Origin of the sequence: Pseudovibrio japonicus (assembly GCF_014651595.1) — a bacterium.
GTDB lineage: Bacteria > Pseudomonadota > Alphaproteobacteria > Rhizobiales > Stappiaceae > Pseudovibrio > Pseudovibrio japonicus.
In genome coordinates this window covers 584,012-599,802 of record NZ_BMXE01000001.1, presented here as the reverse complement: position 1 = coordinate 599,802, position 15,791 = coordinate 584,012, and the positions used below count along the sequence as shown (strand labels likewise).

Annotated in this window: 16 protein-coding genes and 1 tRNA gene; 14 read left to right on the top strand and 3 right to left on the bottom strand. The window is 52.8% G+C overall.

The features are described 5' to 3' along the window. Positions 1-17 precede the first annotated feature (17 nt). The 8 genes from IE076_RS02605 to IE076_RS02570 all read left to right on the top strand — a co-directional run bounded on the left by IE076_RS02605 (position 18) and on the right by IE076_RS02570 (position 7,121). Positions 18-93, top strand: a tRNA-Phe gene (locus tag IE076_RS02605). Between the two features lie 472 nt (positions 94-565). Next, positions 566-2,131: a glycosyltransferase family 39 protein gene (locus IE076_RS02600; RefSeq protein ID WP_189435096.1), complete on the top strand. Its 1,566-nt coding sequence runs from the start codon at positions 566-568 to the stop codon at positions 2,129-2,131. Between the two features lie 2 nt (positions 2,132-2,133). Further along, complete coding sequence (locus IE076_RS02595) at positions 2,134-3,117, top strand: glycosyltransferase family 2 protein (protein WP_189435094.1); 984 nt, start codon at positions 2,134-2,136, stop codon at positions 3,115-3,117. After that, entirely contained in the window at positions 3,101-3,880 is a 780-nt protein-coding gene (locus IE076_RS02590; protein WP_189435092.1) for a ChbG/HpnK family deacetylase, read from the top strand. The genes IE076_RS02595 and IE076_RS02590 overlap by 17 nt, the downstream gene beginning before the upstream one ends. A 97-nt stretch (positions 3,881-3,977) precedes the next feature. After that, positions 3,978-4,871: a GNAT family N-acetyltransferase gene (locus tag IE076_RS02585; RefSeq protein WP_209008770.1), complete on the top strand. Its 894-nt coding sequence runs from the start codon at positions 3,978-3,980 to the stop codon at positions 4,869-4,871. Positions 4,872-5,143: 272 nt separating this feature from the next. Further along, positions 5,144-5,611, top strand: coding sequence for a nuclear transport factor 2 family protein (locus IE076_RS02580; RefSeq protein ID WP_189435090.1), 468 nt, complete (start codon positions 5,144-5,146; stop codon positions 5,609-5,611). Positions 5,612-5,700: 89 nt separating this feature from the next. Then, positions 5,701-6,486, top strand: a complete 786-nt coding sequence (locus IE076_RS02575; protein ID WP_189435089.1) for a trypsin-like serine peptidase — start codon at positions 5,701-5,703, stop codon at positions 6,484-6,486. Between the two features lie 101 nt (positions 6,487-6,587). After that, positions 6,588-7,121, top strand: coding sequence for a hypothetical protein (locus IE076_RS02570; protein WP_189435087.1), 534 nt, complete (start codon positions 6,588-6,590; stop codon positions 7,119-7,121). 41 nt (positions 7,122-7,162) lie between these two features. Here the strand turns inward: IE076_RS02570 and IE076_RS02565 are convergent, their stop codons facing one another. Beyond that, positions 7,163-7,837: a DUF6058 family natural product biosynthesis protein gene (locus tag IE076_RS02565; RefSeq protein WP_189435086.1), complete on the bottom strand. Its 675-nt coding sequence runs from the start codon at positions 7,835-7,837 to the stop codon at positions 7,163-7,165. A gap of 351 nt (positions 7,838-8,188) precedes the next feature. On the opposite strand from IE076_RS02565, the gene IE076_RS02560 reads away from it, so the two are divergent. From IE076_RS02560 to IE076_RS02550, 3 genes are read left to right on the top strand one after another with little or no spacing between them, the layout of a single operon-like run. Continuing rightward, positions 8,189-9,790: a peptide chain release factor 3 gene (locus IE076_RS02560; protein ID WP_189435084.1), complete on the top strand. Its 1,602-nt coding sequence runs from the start codon at positions 8,189-8,191 to the stop codon at positions 9,788-9,790. A gap of 14 nt (positions 9,791-9,804) precedes the next feature. Continuing rightward, a complete protein-coding gene (locus IE076_RS02555; RefSeq protein ID WP_189435082.1) occupies positions 9,805-10,848 on the top strand; it encodes a class I SAM-dependent methyltransferase in 1,044 nt (347 codons plus the stop codon). Between the two features lie 29 nt (positions 10,849-10,877). Further along, entirely contained in the window at positions 10,878-11,579 is a 702-nt protein-coding gene (locus tag IE076_RS02550; protein WP_189435080.1) for a pseudouridine synthase, read from the top strand. Between the two features lie 39 nt (positions 11,580-11,618). Here the strand turns inward: IE076_RS02550 and IE076_RS02545 are convergent, their stop codons facing one another. Beyond that, complete coding sequence (locus IE076_RS02545) at positions 11,619-12,509, bottom strand: AraC family transcriptional regulator (protein ID WP_189435079.1); 891 nt, start codon at positions 12,507-12,509, stop codon at positions 11,619-11,621. Between the two features lie 231 nt (positions 12,510-12,740). Here IE076_RS02545 and IE076_RS02540 point away from each other — a divergent pair, with 231 nt between their 5' ends. Beyond that, entirely contained in the window at positions 12,741-12,881 is a 141-nt protein-coding gene (locus IE076_RS02540) for a hypothetical protein (protein WP_189435077.1), read from the top strand. A 169-nt stretch (positions 12,882-13,050) separates the two neighbouring features. Here IE076_RS02540 and IE076_RS02535 read toward each other — a convergent pair whose 3' ends face one another. After that, positions 13,051-14,310, bottom strand: a complete 1,260-nt coding sequence (locus tag IE076_RS02535) for an AlbA family DNA-binding domain-containing protein (RefSeq protein ID WP_189435075.1) — start codon at positions 14,308-14,310, stop codon at positions 13,051-13,053. Between the two features lie 313 nt (positions 14,311-14,623). On the opposite strand from IE076_RS02535, the gene IE076_RS02530 reads away from it, so the two are divergent. Beyond that, positions 14,624-15,310: a potassium channel family protein gene (locus tag IE076_RS02530; protein ID WP_189435072.1), complete on the top strand. Its 687-nt coding sequence runs from the start codon at positions 14,624-14,626 to the stop codon at positions 15,308-15,310. A 133-nt stretch (positions 15,311-15,443) separates the two neighbouring features. Beyond that, positions 15,444-15,785 carry a carboxymuconolactone decarboxylase family protein gene (locus IE076_RS02525; protein ID WP_189435070.1) on the top strand — a complete coding sequence of 114 codons (342 nt, stop codon included), beginning with the start codon at positions 15,444-15,446 and terminating at the stop codon, positions 15,783-15,785. Positions 15,786-15,791: the final 6 nt, after the last annotated feature.

Below are 15,791 nucleotides of genomic sequence, written 5' to 3'. Positions count from 1 at the left end.
AACGCCCAACGCGACAGGCCCGGATAGCTCAGTTGGTAGAGCAGCGGATTGAAAATCCGCGTGTCGGTGGTTCGAATCCGCCTCCGGGCACCACTCTTCTCTTTGATATTACTAGATAATCAGCAGGCATCTGTTCTGTCTCTGTAATGTTTCGCGACTCTCAGACGGGTTTGCATTGCGCATTACAAATTTCCATATGGAACCTGCGCAAACAGCAACGGCAATTCACATGTGCCTTAAGCAAGCGGCATAAGATTGCTTCCGCATGTGCCCGCTCACGAGCATCAATCAGTAGCTCTCCCTGCTGTTGCAGTCTTGCGCACAGACACGCTCATACCCAAACAATCCGATCCGTCCACAAATCGCCTAATTCGTCCATATGGTGTCGGTGACGTATAGATATCAAAAAATACACAAAGATCGGTGACTTGGCCAATGATCCACTCAGTTTTTCAAAAGGAGTAGGGGCCAGCGCGTCTTTGTTAGTTGTGCTCACTTGAAATGTAGATCCTGAGATGAACTGAGGAGTAGGTGAGGTTCTGTCGTAAATTGCTGAACCTTTTTGATGGTTATGGACGCGCACTCCCTAAAGTTAGAAGCTGCTTCAAACCGAAGTATCTTTGCTCAAATTGATGTTGGATCGGTTTGGCTCGTTTTGGCGGTCCTTGCCACGCATCTTGTGCTTTACACTGCCATACCATCGATTTTTGCCAGCAATCTCCCACTGGATGCAATTGAAGCGCTGTATTGGGGTAAAGAGTGGCAGCTTGGATATTTCAAGCATCCACCAATGTCCGCATGGATGATTGAGTCTGTTGTACAGCTCTTCGGTCGTTCCGATTGGTTGATATTTGCAAGCGCGCAGGTCTGCATCATTTTGGCGGTTCTGCCGATCTTGCTCATCGTTCACGAGCGCTATGGGATGAGAGCAAGCGGGTATACCGCTCTTGCAGTGTTCCTGACGCACTTCACCACGCTGACCTCTGTTGAATACAACGTAAATATCGGCTTCCTGCCCTTTTGGAGCTGGATGGTTTTTTCCTTCCTGAAAGCTGAGGAGACCGACCGCCTTGTCTGGTGGTCTCTGTTTGGATTAGTCAGCGCGGGCGGTATGTACGGCAAGTACATCGCCGGTGTGTTTCTGATAAGCGCGGCACTGTGGGTCCTCCTCAAACGTAAAGATCTGCTCCTGAGACCAGGTCCATATCTGGCCGCTGCAATCTTCGCGATTGCATTCGCTCCGCATGTGGTCTGGCTGGTAAACTCAGGTTTTCTTCCAATTGAATACGCGATGAGCCGGACGGAAGACGCATCTTCGGCGTGGTATCAGCATATAGTGATGCCAATCATTTATCTGGTTGAGTTCCTCTATTCGGTTGCTCCGATGCTGGTAGCACTGGCAATCGCGGCAGGGTGGGGGCGGATCAGAACCATCTCGCGTCTTAAGGTTAAATCGCTCACAAAACTTGTCTGGACTGATCCTTTTGTTTTTGCCGTTATTGGCCCCATAGGCGTGATCGCAGCAATCTCCATGGTACTTGGCGCGCCTATCAAAACCGCATGGTCGATCCCGCTTGGGGTAGTGTTTGCAGGACTGATTGGAATATCCGCCAGTGTTTTGGAAAGAGAGGCAGGGTCCTTCAAACAACGTTTTCTGGGATCTTGGGTAGTGTTGTATGGAACGCTGCTTCTTGTTTTGCTTGGTATCTTTGCATTTGCACCCATGGTGAAAAGCAAACCTGCCCGCATGCAATATGACGGCCCGGCGCTGACCCGTCTCGTCGAGAATTATTGGTACAGTCACAAAACAGAACCCTTTGAGTATACCGTTGGCAGTCGCTGGCCCGGCGGAACAGTCTCATGGTATGCGGCACAGCGCCCAACGCTTTTTGAAAACGCAAGCCTGCAGCAGTCGCCCTGGATCAATATCGAGGACCTGCAAAGCAAAGGCGCGCTCTACGTCGACTATAATGAACCCGCTGCAAAAATCGCAGGCATGTGTGTCTCAGACCCTCAAAAGGTCCTGTGGCCCATGCCAGATGGTCGAACCTACGAGAGACACCCGGAAGTCTGGATTGCAGTGTTAGAACCTGCTTCAGGCCCTTCTGCTGTTTCATGCGAGGGGGAGTAATAATGAAAAAAAATACCCTCACACTTGCAATCCCGGTCTTCAACGAGGCTGAATCGCTGGAAATCTTCCACCAGCGCCTTGGAAAGGTTGCCGAGCAACTGATTGACCAGTTCGGTCTGACTATAGAAATACTCTACATCGATGATGGAAGTTCTGACGGCAGCGCCGAGATCATGAACCACTTCTCAAGTGGGCGCTACAGCATCAAAACCATCTGCTTCAGCCGAAACTTCGGCAAGGAAGCTGCTTTGGTCGCGGCAACCGAGTGCTGTCAGAAGGGGGCTATCGTCTTTCTCGACAGCGATGGACAGCACCCGCCTGAAATACTGCCAGAGTTTGTCCGCCGTTGGAAAGAAGAAGGCAATGACGTTGTTTATGCGGTGCATCACAAACGTCAGGATCATCCGATCAAGCAAAGGATGGTTGGCTTGTTCTATCGTTTTATCAACGCAGGGAGCAGCATTGAAATCCCGCCAAATGCAGCAGATTACAAGCTCCTGTCCCCCCGTGCACTGGAAGCACTAAAGGCCTGTCAGGAACGCATACGCTTCTTCAAAGGTCTGTCCACATGGATCGGCTTTAAGCAAAGTGCCATCGAGTATGAGCCGGAAGAGCGCATCTCCGGCACGACCAAATGGAACATGCTGGGACTGCTGAACTTGTCATCTGAGGGGGTGATTTCCTTCTCAACGGCGCCTTTACGAGCCACCATTCTCCTGGGTGTCGGGATCGCCATACCAGCCATGCTCTACGGATTCTGGATCTTGTTCTCGTCGCTCCTGCTCGGAAACGATGTGTCTGTGTACGCCGCCCTGTTCACCGTAACGGTCTTCATGGGGGGGCTTCAGCTTATGTTGCTTGGTCTTGTCGGAGAATATGTCGGGCACATGATGCGCGAGCTAAAGCAGCGCCCGATATACATTATTGCTGAAGAACACAGCCAGAAGGCCAAAACATCAGAGGCGTCCGATGCTTTTGGTGGCTGACGACTACGCTTACACTTCGGAAATCAGCGAGAGTATCTTGTGGTTGCTTGAAAACGACAAGATACAGGGCACCTCCTGCATGGTGGTTACGCAGGCCTGGCCCAAAGACGTTGGTGCACTCAAGGACTTGAGCAAGCGCAGACCTGATATCCAGATCGGGCTTCACATCACGTTGACAGGAGACTGGCTCAAACCATCCGCGGCCTCTTCAAAATGGCAGAGGTTCCCCAGGATGCCAGTACTTTTGCTCAAGTCACACCTGCACCTGCTGGATGGTGACATGATCGAACACGAGATCGCCTCGCAGGTTGCAAAGTTCCGGCGTGACTTTGGCAGACTTCCCGATTTTGTCGACGGTCATGAGCACGTCCATTTGTTTCCTCAAATCCGCAAGGCTTGCAACAGGGCTCTGCATGCCGCTGGTTTTAAAGGATGGGTCCGTCAATGCGGCGGGCCACTGAAAGGACTTTTGAAGCGCCCTTACCGCGTCAAGTCATTGTTCCTGAACTACCTCAGTTGGTCCTTCAAGCGTCAGGCGGATTACTACGGCATTCGCTATAATAATGACTTTGCGGGGATCTACGATTTTTCAATGGAGAGCGATTTCGGCACACTGCTGGAAACCTGGCGGCAGACCTGCGCGGAAGACGGTGTTTGCATGTGTCATCCCGGCGTTGCACAGTCTCGCTCAGGCACGCCAGATCCCATTGCCCATTCGCGTGAACGTGAACTGCGTATACTCTCACAGACGAAGCGAAGATAAACCTCACTGCGCGCACGCTGCGTGCCCTACTTGTAAAAGGGGTATTTATCTATAGGTTTACGGCCCTGAACGATTTTCTTTCGTAAAGGGTTTCCAATTGATCTTATTTCATAAAGCCTCTGCCTTTTCCATGGAGCAGCTGCATCAGGTTATGAGCTCAGCTTTCTCCGACTATGTTATCCAGATGAACATGCCACTTGCCGATTTTGAGAGAATGATTACAGCCCGTGGTTTTGATCCAGAGCTCTCCTGGGTTGCTGTTGAAGACGGGAAGCTGGTTGGCTTCTGGTTCATTGGCAAGCAGGAGGCCTTCCCCAACACCATCTACGCAGTTTCAACCGGCACAGTCCCCGAAGCGCGTGGTAAGGGTATAGCCAGCAAACTCTTCGCGCAGCTGCAAGGCCACGTAGCCGGGAAAGGCTACAACCAGATTCGGCTGGAAGTCATCACCAGCAACACAGCCGCTGTGAAAGCCTATGAGAAGCTGGGCTTTACAATCAAACGTAACTTCCAGTGCTTCAAGCTGCTAAAATCTGAAGTTGCAGACAGAGCAATCACACCAACACCTTTGACCGCACCATGGGCGGACATAGAGCAGAAAGCGGCAGGCCTTTGGGAAAGCCCTCCAAGTTGGCAGAACTCGGCATACGCTGTTCGCGCAATTGGTGATGAGGCCACCACCTACAAGATTGAGCAGGACGGTGAACTGGCCGCTTATATCGTTGTAACCCGCACAACCGGCTCCGTCATGCAAATTGCTGTGGCTCCACACCATCGCCGCCGCGGCTTTGCCACCGCGTTGCTGGCCACTGCCTGTGCCGATCTGGGAAAAGACAGCCTCACCTTCATTAACGTAGATGAAGGTGACGAAACCATCATGCAGACGCTGTCAAAGCTGGGAGCGAAGAAGACACTGCAGCAGTACGAGATGGAAAGAGCATTACAAACAAGCGCCTCCTCTGCTGAACAGAAAATGCAGCCCGCCACCTGATAGCAACCAGCTATAAGCAAACTGCACGGTTCTAAAGGTTCGCTCTTAGCTGGTTCTGCATCAATTATGGCGGAAATGTGTTTGCCTATTATACCTATGACAACCATAGAGCCAGAAGTGGGTCCCCAACTCCTGACGTTACCGCTATATTCCTCAGGTCTCTGCTGCGGGAAAATACGTTAGTCTCTCCGTAGCGTGACACTGTTTGGTTAAGCACGAAAACACGTAGTCAGCGCCGCTGTCGGTGCGGTGACTGAACTTGGAGTAGATAAATGGACACTATTGGGCCAATCCATAATCGCGTAAGCCGTTTCTTCATTGATGTCGACGCCGGAAACTGGGAGTCTGTCGAAGCCTTAATGACTGAGCGTGTCCATTTGGATTATTCTTCGTTTGGTGCAGGAGAACCTGTCGATCTTACACCAAAAGAGGTGACAGGTGCATGGAGGGAACTGTTGCCCGGTTTTGACCAGACCCATCACCAAATCGGCAATCTACTTGTAGAATCCAAGGAGCAAAAGGCCTGCGTCAAAGTGCATGCCACGGTGACTCATTTCATCGACGGTGCAGAAGGGGGAGAACTCTGGATTGTCTATGGCTCCTACAACATTGCGCTGGTGCATGAGGGTGGGGCGTGGATGATCAACAGCATCCAGTTCAATTTCAAATTTCAGGCCGGTAATCAGGATCTGCCGGTGCTGGCACAAACCCGCGCTGACGCCAAAAACAAATCTGGCTAGTGCATCAGGATTTGCGCTGGGCGAAAGCCGTTATTGCGCCTATAACAGCAGCTGTGAAAGTGCCGTGACCGGCGAGTCAGGACCTTCTTATGCTGCTGCATCTTTCCTACAAACGCCTTTGGGCTGTTGTTCTTCTGCTCACTATGCACGCAGCAACTGCGCTTGCGCAGGATAGTGCGGACTTAACTGCACGTGTGTTCCCCGGCATTATCGGTAAGGATGACCGGCAGATCATCGACAGCTGGGCCAGGCCGTGGAATGCAATCGGACGCGTCAACGTTGCTGGCTTCAAAACGCGCTCCATGTGCTCTGGAACGCTCATCTCGGACCGCATGGTCATCACTGCGGCACACTGCTTGTTTGATGCACGCACCGGCAAACCCCATGTGCCCTCAAAAATCCACTTCGTGGCCGGTGTGCGCCGCGACAAGTTCATCGCGCACACCAAAGCTGCCTGTACCCATCTGCTGGATGGATACACCTTCATCGCTCACCCCACACTAAAGCACACAGCAACCGATGTGGGCGTGATCGTTCTCAAAAATGCGCTGGATGTGGCGCCCATGCAGGTCGCCAGCAAGCCCATACAACGACCCTGGAGGCAGAACCTAACCAGCGCCGGATATGCGCTGGATCGCCCCTTTCTGCTGGCAGCAGATAAAAACTGCAAGCTGCTCAAAAACCACAGCAATCTCTGGCTCACAACCTGCGATACCAATTATGGCGGCTCCGGTGGTCCTGTGATGGTCAAAGAAGGCGGCACCCTCAAACTCACCGCCATCATGGTGGCCTCCGCCCAAAACAAATTCTCCATCGCCGTGCCCAACAAGGCCTGGTCCCACCTGCTGGAGAAAACCAGCTGTGACACCCCCTAGTTAAGCCCGCTTTTACCCTAAAAGCCACGGAACCTCACAGGTACCAAGCCCACCGGTCCTGTCCCTTGTTGCCAAGAAAAACAACAGGAAGGGACATACCCATGAGATTTCTAAGTATCCTCGCCGGACTGGTCGCGTTTGTGGCTATTTCAGCCGACGCAAATGCTGCTCTTCAAGCCTGTCGAACAATCCCTAGTGTGATTTCCTCGTCTGAGCTGGACACAAATCGGGATCAGGGTGGCCATATTGCCAAACATGTGATCAATGAAGGTATCTACAGCAGTGATGCAGACGCACAAGCAAAGCAAACTGATACGTTTTTTGAAGATGAAGACCAATATGAAAGTGTTGCTGCCGTCTTTCTTGCCAGTGGTGCTGGGAACTGCGAAACCACCGGTGCTGTCGACAACGTTGTGATTGATTTGAAGCAGGCTGACTTTGTAGGCGATCCTGCTGCCTACACCGGATATAATTGCAAGGCTGCTTCAATCGCGACCGACGTCAATCCATTTGCTGCTGGCCCACGCATCTATTGTAGTCAGGCCGGAACGTCTTTTACCCCAGCTCAAATTCGTTTTGTTTTGAAATGGACTGGCGAGAAGTGGATTATTCGTACAGCATTTCCAATGCCATAATAGGAATAGGCGCAGCACAATGCTGCGCCTTTCATCGTTACCTACGCCACACAGTAAGCATCCTCAGCCAGATACTGTTCCCGCACATCAAGGATACAGCGCTGTCTTGAAGACTGCGGCACATCGTGAGGTGCAAACTCAGAGACCACACCATCCAGAAAATCAACGGTTTGCTGCAAAAGCTGCAGCTGATCAGCTGGAAAGAGGTGAGGGGGAATCTCGGTCATCTTCTCAACAAACCGCACACCAGCCTGCTTGCGGAAGATGGTGTCTGGTTGCCCGTCGCGTGTGCAAATGCCATAGGTGCCGTTCAAAAAATGAACCCAGGTACGCTCTTCCAGATCACCGTTGAAAGCGGCAAGCACATCTGGATATAGGTCATGCAAACGGCCACCCAGCTCTCCATCAAGAAAAGCAGTTTTGGCGTTGCGAAAGCGGGAAAGAAAAAACGCCTTGGCTGCTTGTTCTTGCGTCAGGCCAAAACATTGCAGGTCTTCAAACCAGCGCCGATGGCTTTTCAGGTGGAAATGAGATTGCTCCCGTACCTGATGCTCACCAAGGAAGGAGCTGCACAGCGTGCGGCTGGAGAGCTGGTAGGAAGCAGCTGGCATCAGCCGCCGCTCCTGCAGGCTTAGCCAATCAGAAGGACAAAGGCCAAGCAGAGTAAGGAACACCTGTTCCTCGTAGAACTGTGAGTATAGATAGCGAAGCAGCAAAACACGCCCCTGAAGTAAGAGATGGAACACCCACCTCAAGCTCTACCAAACCTCACACTCCCGATGTTTCCATAGGGATCGAACTAAGCGTGTATGCTGTTACCCCGTCCGAACCTGCTGCAAAAACGCCTGCATTGCCTCGGAAAAAGTTCCGCCAAGGGCTGGCATTGCGCAGGCACATTCTGTAAGACCCAAACCGACAAAAGTTTCAGCAGATTTTGCGCGTGCCAGGTGTTCTCCATTAGGGGCGGTCACAGACCGGAAAGAGCATTTTTGAGCAGTGCGTTAGATGGTTACCCTCAAATCTGCTTTTCAAGAATATGCAGGAGTTTGCCTGCAAAAGGAGGCTCTATGAGCACAGCAGGCATGGAAGCCTTTAAGGCGCGCCGCACATTCGCGATCATTTCTCACCCGGATGCCGGTAAAACCACACTCACTGAGAAGTTGCTTCTGGGCGGTGGTGCGATCCGTGCCGCAGGTCAGGTCCGTGCCCGTGGTGAACGTCGCCGCGCTCGTTCTGACTGGATGAAGATCGAACAGGAACGCGGTATCTCCGTTTCAAGTTCCGTGATGACCTTCGAGCGTAATGGCATCATCTACAACCTGCTTGATACTCCGGGCCACGAAGACTTCTCTGAAGACACCTACCGCACGCTGACAGCAGTGGACGCGGCGATCATGGTCATCGATGCTGCGAAAGGTATCGAGAGCCAGACCCGCAAACTGTTTGAGGTTTGCCGTCTGCGCGACATTCCAATCATCACCTTCGTCAACAAGATCGACCGCGAAGGCCGCCACGCACTGGAAATTCTCGACGAGATTCAGGAAGCGCTGGCGCTGGACGTAACCCCGATGAGCTGGCCAGTGGGCATGGGCTCTGACTTCTTCGGCGTCTACGATCACCTCGGCAACCGCTTCTTCACCTCTACCGAAGGCCGCGGCGGCCCGCTCGACACCATCAAAGACGTAAAGGGCCTCGAAGACCCTGAGCTGATTGGCGAACTGTTCGACAACATCCGTGACGAGTTGGAAGAGAATGTGGAGCTGGGCGGTGCAGGTTATTCCGAGTTCGATCAGGAAAGCTTCCTCGAAGGCCACCTGACACCGGTCTTCTTCGGTTCTGCGCTACGTGACTACGGTATCGACCAGATCCTCGACTTCATCGCAGCCCACGCGCCGTCCCCGCACTCCCAGCCAGCAACCGGTGGCCGCACCATTAAGCCGGAAGAAAACAAGGTCACAGGCTTTGTCTTCAAGGTGCAGGCCAACATGGACCCCAAACACCGCGACCGCATCGCCTTCGTGCGTCTCTGTTCGGGCACCTTCAAGCGCGGCATGAAGCTCAAACACGTGCGCGCAGGCAAGCCAATCACCGTTTCCGCGCCAATCTTCTTCTTTGCAGAAGAGCGTGAGATTGCAGAAAAAGCCTATCCAGGCGATGTAATCGGCGTGCCAAACCACGGCCAGCTCCGCGTGGGGGATACCCTGTCCGAGGGCGAAGAAATCCACGTCACCGGCCTGCCAGCGTTCGCACCGGAAATCCTGCGCCGCGTCCGCCTGACAGACACCATGCGCGTTAAGCAGATGCGCCGCGGCCTGGAAGATCTGGCGGAAGAAGGTCTGGTGCAGATCTTTAAGCCCGCTATCGGCACCAACTGGATTGTCGGCGTGGTCGGCGTGCTCCAGCTCGACGTTGTGGTCGACCGCCTCAAGGCAGAATACCAGACCGAGATCGGCTTCGAACCAGTCATGTACAACACCGCCCGCTGGGCCGAAGGTACGGACCCGCTCAAGCTGGACAAGTTCCTTGAGACCAACCGCGCCCACGTGGCCTTGGACCGCGACGACAAGCCGGTTTACCTCTTTAAAAATGCCTGGGAAGTCACCTATGTCGGTGAAAAGAACCCGGACATCAGCTTCCGCGAAACCCGCGAAATCGTACACACCGCTTAAAGGCAGATCGTCTCATGAAAGACCCGGCTCTCGACACGCTCCTTCTGCCTTTCGAAAATGGCAGCATCGACTTTTTTGAAGAAGGCAGCGCTGACCAAAAGGCCCTGTTCCTGCGCGCTCGCATGGGCTTCGCCATGAACGCGCTGGACAAGGCCCGCGTGGTCTGCCAGCAAACCTTCGCCAGCGACAAGGATAATCTGGAACGCGCTGGCTTCACGGTCACGCCAGACGCCTCCGGCACCTATCCGGTGGTCATGGTCCTGCCTCCACGCCAGCGCGACGAAGCCCGTGCCCTCATGGCACAGGCCGTTAAAAGCGCAGGAGAAGGCGGCATTGTCATCGCCAGCGCCTCCAACACCGAAGGCGCAAAAACAGCTGAAAGCGATCTGACCAAATTGGCAGGTAACACCGGCAAACTTTCCAAAAACAAATGCCGCGTGTTCTGGACGGAAATCTCAAACGACACCATCGACCAGCAGCTGCTGGAAGAGTGGAGCCAGCTCGATGCACCACGGGACATTCTGGAGGGCCGCTTTGTCAGCCGTCCGGGTGTGTTCGCATGGGACCACATCGACAAAGCCTCGCAGCTTCTGGTCAAAACCCTGCCGGACCGCCTTCCGGGCCGTGGTGCTGATCTGGGCTCCGGCTTCGGCTACCTGAGCTCAGAAGTGGTGAAGGTGAGCAAGGTCAAAGCGGTTGATCTGTATGAAGCAGAAAAACGTGCGCTGGATCTGGCGGAGAAGAACTTGAAGGGCAAAACGGGCGAAGTCGCAACAGACTTCATCTGGCAGGACGTCACCAAGGGCCTCAATCGCACCTATGACTTCGTTGTCATGAACCCGCCGTTCCACGCAGGTGGCAAGCAGGATCGTGCGGACATCGGGCAGGGCTTCATCAAGGCAGCAGCCAAAGCGCTTCGCCCGTCCGGTCACCTCTGGATGGTCGCCAACCGCCATCTGCCTTACGAGGCAACGCTCGACAAGGTGTTCGCCTCCTACGAGATCATGGCAGATCAGGGTGGTTACAAAGTCATTCGGGCCATCAAGGCGAACAAGTAAGCCACCGGGCATTGAGTTAGGAACTGAGCATGAGACTCGTGAAGCTACTTGCAAATCTGGGATACGGCAGCCGCAAAGAGATGCAGGCTGCCATCCGCAATGGTTGGGTCACCGATAAAGACGGAAACGCGATCAAAGCCGATAGCAAGCTGCCTCATGAAGAGATCCTGTTTGATGACGAGCCGCTGGACCCACCGGAGGGCTCCGTCATCCTGCTCAACAAACCCCTCGGCTACACCTGTTCCATGAAGGATCGCGGTCGCCTCGTGTTTGACCTGCTGCCGGACCGTTACCGTGTACGCAAACCAGCCCTGTCCTTTGTAGGCAGACTGGACAAGGACACCACCGGCCTGCTGCTGTTCACCGACGACGGCAAACTTCTGCACCGGATCATTTCGCCTAAGGCAGATGTCGCCAAAATCTACGAAGTTGAGCTCGACCGCCCGATGACAGGCGGGGAAGGGGACCTGTTCGCATCCGGTGAAATGATGCTGGACAATGAGACCAACCCGCTCAAACCAGCGGAACTGGAAGTGCTTTCCGAGACAACAGCGCGCCTCACCCTCCACGAGGGCCGCTACCATCAGGTCCGCCGCATGTTCGCCGCCACTGGCAATCACGTCACCAAACTCCACCGCGCCCAGCTTGGCGGGCTCACTCTGGATGGCGTTGAAGAGGGCACATGGAAACTGCTCACGCAGACTGATATCGACAAAATCTTCGGCAAATAAAACCACAAGCGGCGCAGAACACCGCCCAGACTTGCCAGCTCAGCAGAGCCGCCGCACAGGAATGCAGATAACGACCTCCTGAGGCCCCATCTCGCCGGTCATACAGGGGTAAAGCTGGAAGACCGGAATGTTCTCCGGCTCATACCCACTGCTGGGCAGCCACTCGCCGAACATATATTCCCACGCCGCCTGAGACTGATCGTGGGTAATGACAAAGTGCCCGCAGGCATAGAGCCCGCCAGCGACCTCCATCTTCCCCACTTCTCCCTGAGTATCTGCAGGCGCGTTCAACGTCAGGCAGGAGCTGAAACGCATCTGCTCCACATCAGTGACCTGCGGATCATCATGAAACAGGCACATCATCTCCGCCCCGTGTGCCAGACCTTGCGGACCCGCCCACGCCATCAGCGTCCCAAACGCCTCGCCGAAAATCTCGGGTCGCTCCTGAAAATTGCCTGTCCGACGCACATAAGCCACCATGCGTGGCTCCAACTTAACAACCTCCGCCTTGTTCGCGACCAGTCCAGAAGAAGGCCGCTCCAGAACCATGGTCTCACCGGCAAGTTCGTCTTCAGAGCTGCTCGCATCCCGTCGCCATTGGCTGGCTGTCATGCCAAACCGAGCCTGAAACGACCGCGCAAAGGTGGAGGGTGAGGCAAACCCCATATCCAGCGCCGCCTCCGTAATGGAAATACCCGGGTTCTGCATGAGCCGCCGCGCCGCCTTCTCGACCCGCAGCCGACAGGTAAACTGGTTCACCGTCTCACCCGTCATCCCTTTGAAGATACGGTGAAAGTGGTAGGGCGAAAAACAGGCAGCCTCCGCAATTTGAGTAAGAGACAGATCCTCACAAATATTCTGCTCGATGTAATCCATCGCCCGGTTAATCCGCTGCGTATAGATATCCCTCTGCACCCTCTCGTGCCGCATCACCAATCCCCCATACCCGAACGAAGCCTACAACATTCCCATCAAAAGAGGAGCCCGATTTCTAAGAGGCAGCAGCGGAAACCCTTCAGGGCAAGCAATCTGCAATACATCAAGGACATAGCTCACTCATAAACAAAATATTGCCCCAACCTACGCCGCAGCCTCCCTCCAATCTTTGCAATTCTTGCTATTTTGGTGTTCCAAAAGAATGCGGAGTGGGAGACAGACACATTGCCTTTCACCGGTCCTAAACTGGATCCCGGCTCAAAGGCCGGGATGACGCCGGGGCTGGGCGTAGTGATGGCGGTTCCCTACACCGTCATCCCGCACAAGCGAAGCGCGATGCGGGACCCAGAGCGGCAAGGAACGTAATCTACATTGTTGGAGCGGAGCAGCACATACGAGAAAATCTCGACGTCATGTTCTCCGGCATTACCGCCGGAGCGCGTGACACCATCAAGCCTCTCCTTGGGAAAAGGTTAGTATTGTACTTCCTGTGAGACGCTTGGTGTTTTCAGCTCAGGTTTGAATGCGGAATAATTTATGTTTTCCTGAGTGCATCCACGAGATAATTAACTGCTTCATTCTTGTAACGACTGGTAATACTCGTAGGTAGAACACCGGTATCTTTGTACCTTTTTAGATGCGCGTCGTTTGTGAAAATAAAGCTAGAGTAACTCTCATTATGCTTCATTTTACTTTTTGTAATTTCGCGATTGATCGTATTATTATTTATCTTACCGATCTTAGATTTTATATCTTTGATGAGTTGTTTGTAAGACAAAGGGTACTCTTTAAGTAAGTCTCTCTTCCGGTAAGCGATATGCCCTTCTGTAGCTTCAACTTCTCCAACAAGTTTCAAAGTGGGCTTGCCTGAGGACTCTTGAAACTCGCCTTCTTTGATAAAACGGAGTTTTGGTAGAAGTGCCTTCTCGATACAAAATTTGCCTGACTTTCCATCTACTTCTCCTGTTTCAAGGTTCATGATTGCAGCGTTCTCAATTCCGACTTTCAGGATATTCGATAGGTGTTTATTCAGGACGCTTGAAGCCAACTGTGATACGCGATCTTCAATTATTTTGCTCAAGTCTGTTGGCGTAATTAATCGATCTTCACCTATGTACCTGAAGTATATCTGGCCTTCCGAGACGTCTCCATTTTGCTTGGACAATATGACTGGACGAGTATGAGCTCGACTTACGTAAAAGACTTCTACAATCTTACCAGCAAATTCCATTGTTCTACGCGATACTTCAAGACCGATGCCCAAGTTCGATCTGATGAGCTGGTTAAGTTGGTTGAAGTCGAATTTCTCACTCTTCTTCGATGAGACACCTACTATTTCCCATGTTTCGTTTTTGACGCCCAGAACCAGATAACCACCTTTATTGTTAGCGAAAGCAGCTATTGTTTTAATTGGGAGATTGAAGCCTTCCTTACATTCAATGATATCTGTTTCACTTATGACTAGCCTATTGGGAGTGTGCTTACTTGTCCTCAGTAGTGCGCTGAGTGTTGCATCTGAAAGGGGCCCATCGTGTCCCTCTCTTGCGGGCTTAACATTATAAGATGACAAAAATTCTTGGACATCCTCATCTGATGCTGGCTCGATCGGAATGTATTTTTGAATATCGCCATTCTTGATGTTAGAGATGCGGCCCGTGCTGATATCTTTCTCAGGATCGCCTCTAAACCTATTTATCATTCCAGAAATTTCTTGATTCTGATGGTTTCCCGTATCCAGAAGTTTCTTGATGATTGATACTTCATATTCAGAGAGGGAATTACGTTTTTTTGGCATTCCGTCTGCAACCCTTATGAAAGTCTTCGATTGAGTAATCTAAGTATTAAAATCCTTGATTGTGAAGTAGGTATATTGACGGACGTACGCAGAGACGGTTTACTTTTGTCTCTTTAGCTTCCGGACTGAAAAAAGGCCCGCCTCTGGGCGCCCGGGATAACTTTAGAAGGGGAAGTTACGAACGAAATTCCTCCCCATTCGGCACTCCGCACCCTCCCAAAAATCATGGGCCAACCAGCCTTACAGATTTTCCATTCCTTAGCCTTCCCCTGCGAAAATTGGTTGAAAGTGAACGGTTAGGCTGGAGTGCGGTGTGCATTCAAGGCGAGTGGAAGTGCTGTTTGAGTATCGGGTTGAGGTGTTTCTCTTCAGCCAGTTCTTGCTGCTGTTCGGGTCGCTGATCCTGCCGGGGCAAACGCTCGACGCGTATGTCTTTAGCCTGTTTTACAGCTTCAACATCGCAACTGGTATGCTGGTCACCTTAAAGAAGAAGGTGCACTTTAGGTTGATCACCGTGCTACTGGCCTGTTCGATTTTGCTTTTCCTGCTCGACACGCCCCTTTTTCCCAACGTGGGCCGTCTTGTTCCGCAACTGGTGATCTACTTCATCTTTCATGCCATCGTGGCGCTTGTGCTCATCGAAGAGATGCTGTTTGCACAAGAGAAAAACTATCGCGTCGTGCTGGGTGTTCTCAGCGGGTACATCTCCATCGGCATGGTCTCGTTCTTCCTTTTTGTTCTCATAGAGCACATGTATCCCGGCTCATTCAAAGGCCTGCCCGTTGAAGACATGGAAACCCACTCGCAGGAGGAGGCGATCTTGTATGTTGCCTTCATTACGCTGATGACCATCGGCTACGGAGACATCGTGCCCGTTGCGCCCCTCGCACGCAAAGCCGCTATTATCGTGGGTCTTGCAGGCCAGTTCTATATGGTCGTGCTCACCGCCATCATTGTTGGCAAGTTCTTGCATATGAAGACCACAGAAAAGAAAGACTGAACAGCCAACCCGCTCAAATTTTTCTAAAGCGGATCGAACGATCCAGCTTAAAGGCAAGCTTCTTTTGTCGCCTGTTGTTAAGTGCTGGCTGCTTAAATGACCGCCAAACCCCGAACATACCGGAGGGGCGCCCATGCCAATGTTCACCATGGATAATATGCGCAAGCTGAAGCGGTTCAGTTCGTTGGCGCATGGCAAAACCTGGCAGATGTTCGTCGCCTTCAACTCCGAGGCGATGGCAGACGGTGCAATCTCCCAAAAGCACAAGCAGCTCATCTCGCTGGCCGTCGCTCTGACCACCCAGTGTCCGTATTCTATCGAGATCCATCGCGAAAATGCCAAGGCCTGCGGGGCAACTGATGAAGAGCTTGCCGAGGTGGTCTTCATTACCGCCGCCATCCGCGCCAGCAGCGCCATCACCCACGGGACACACCTGATCCACGAGGAGGAAGAGCAGGACGGGGAGGGGGAATAAGGCCGC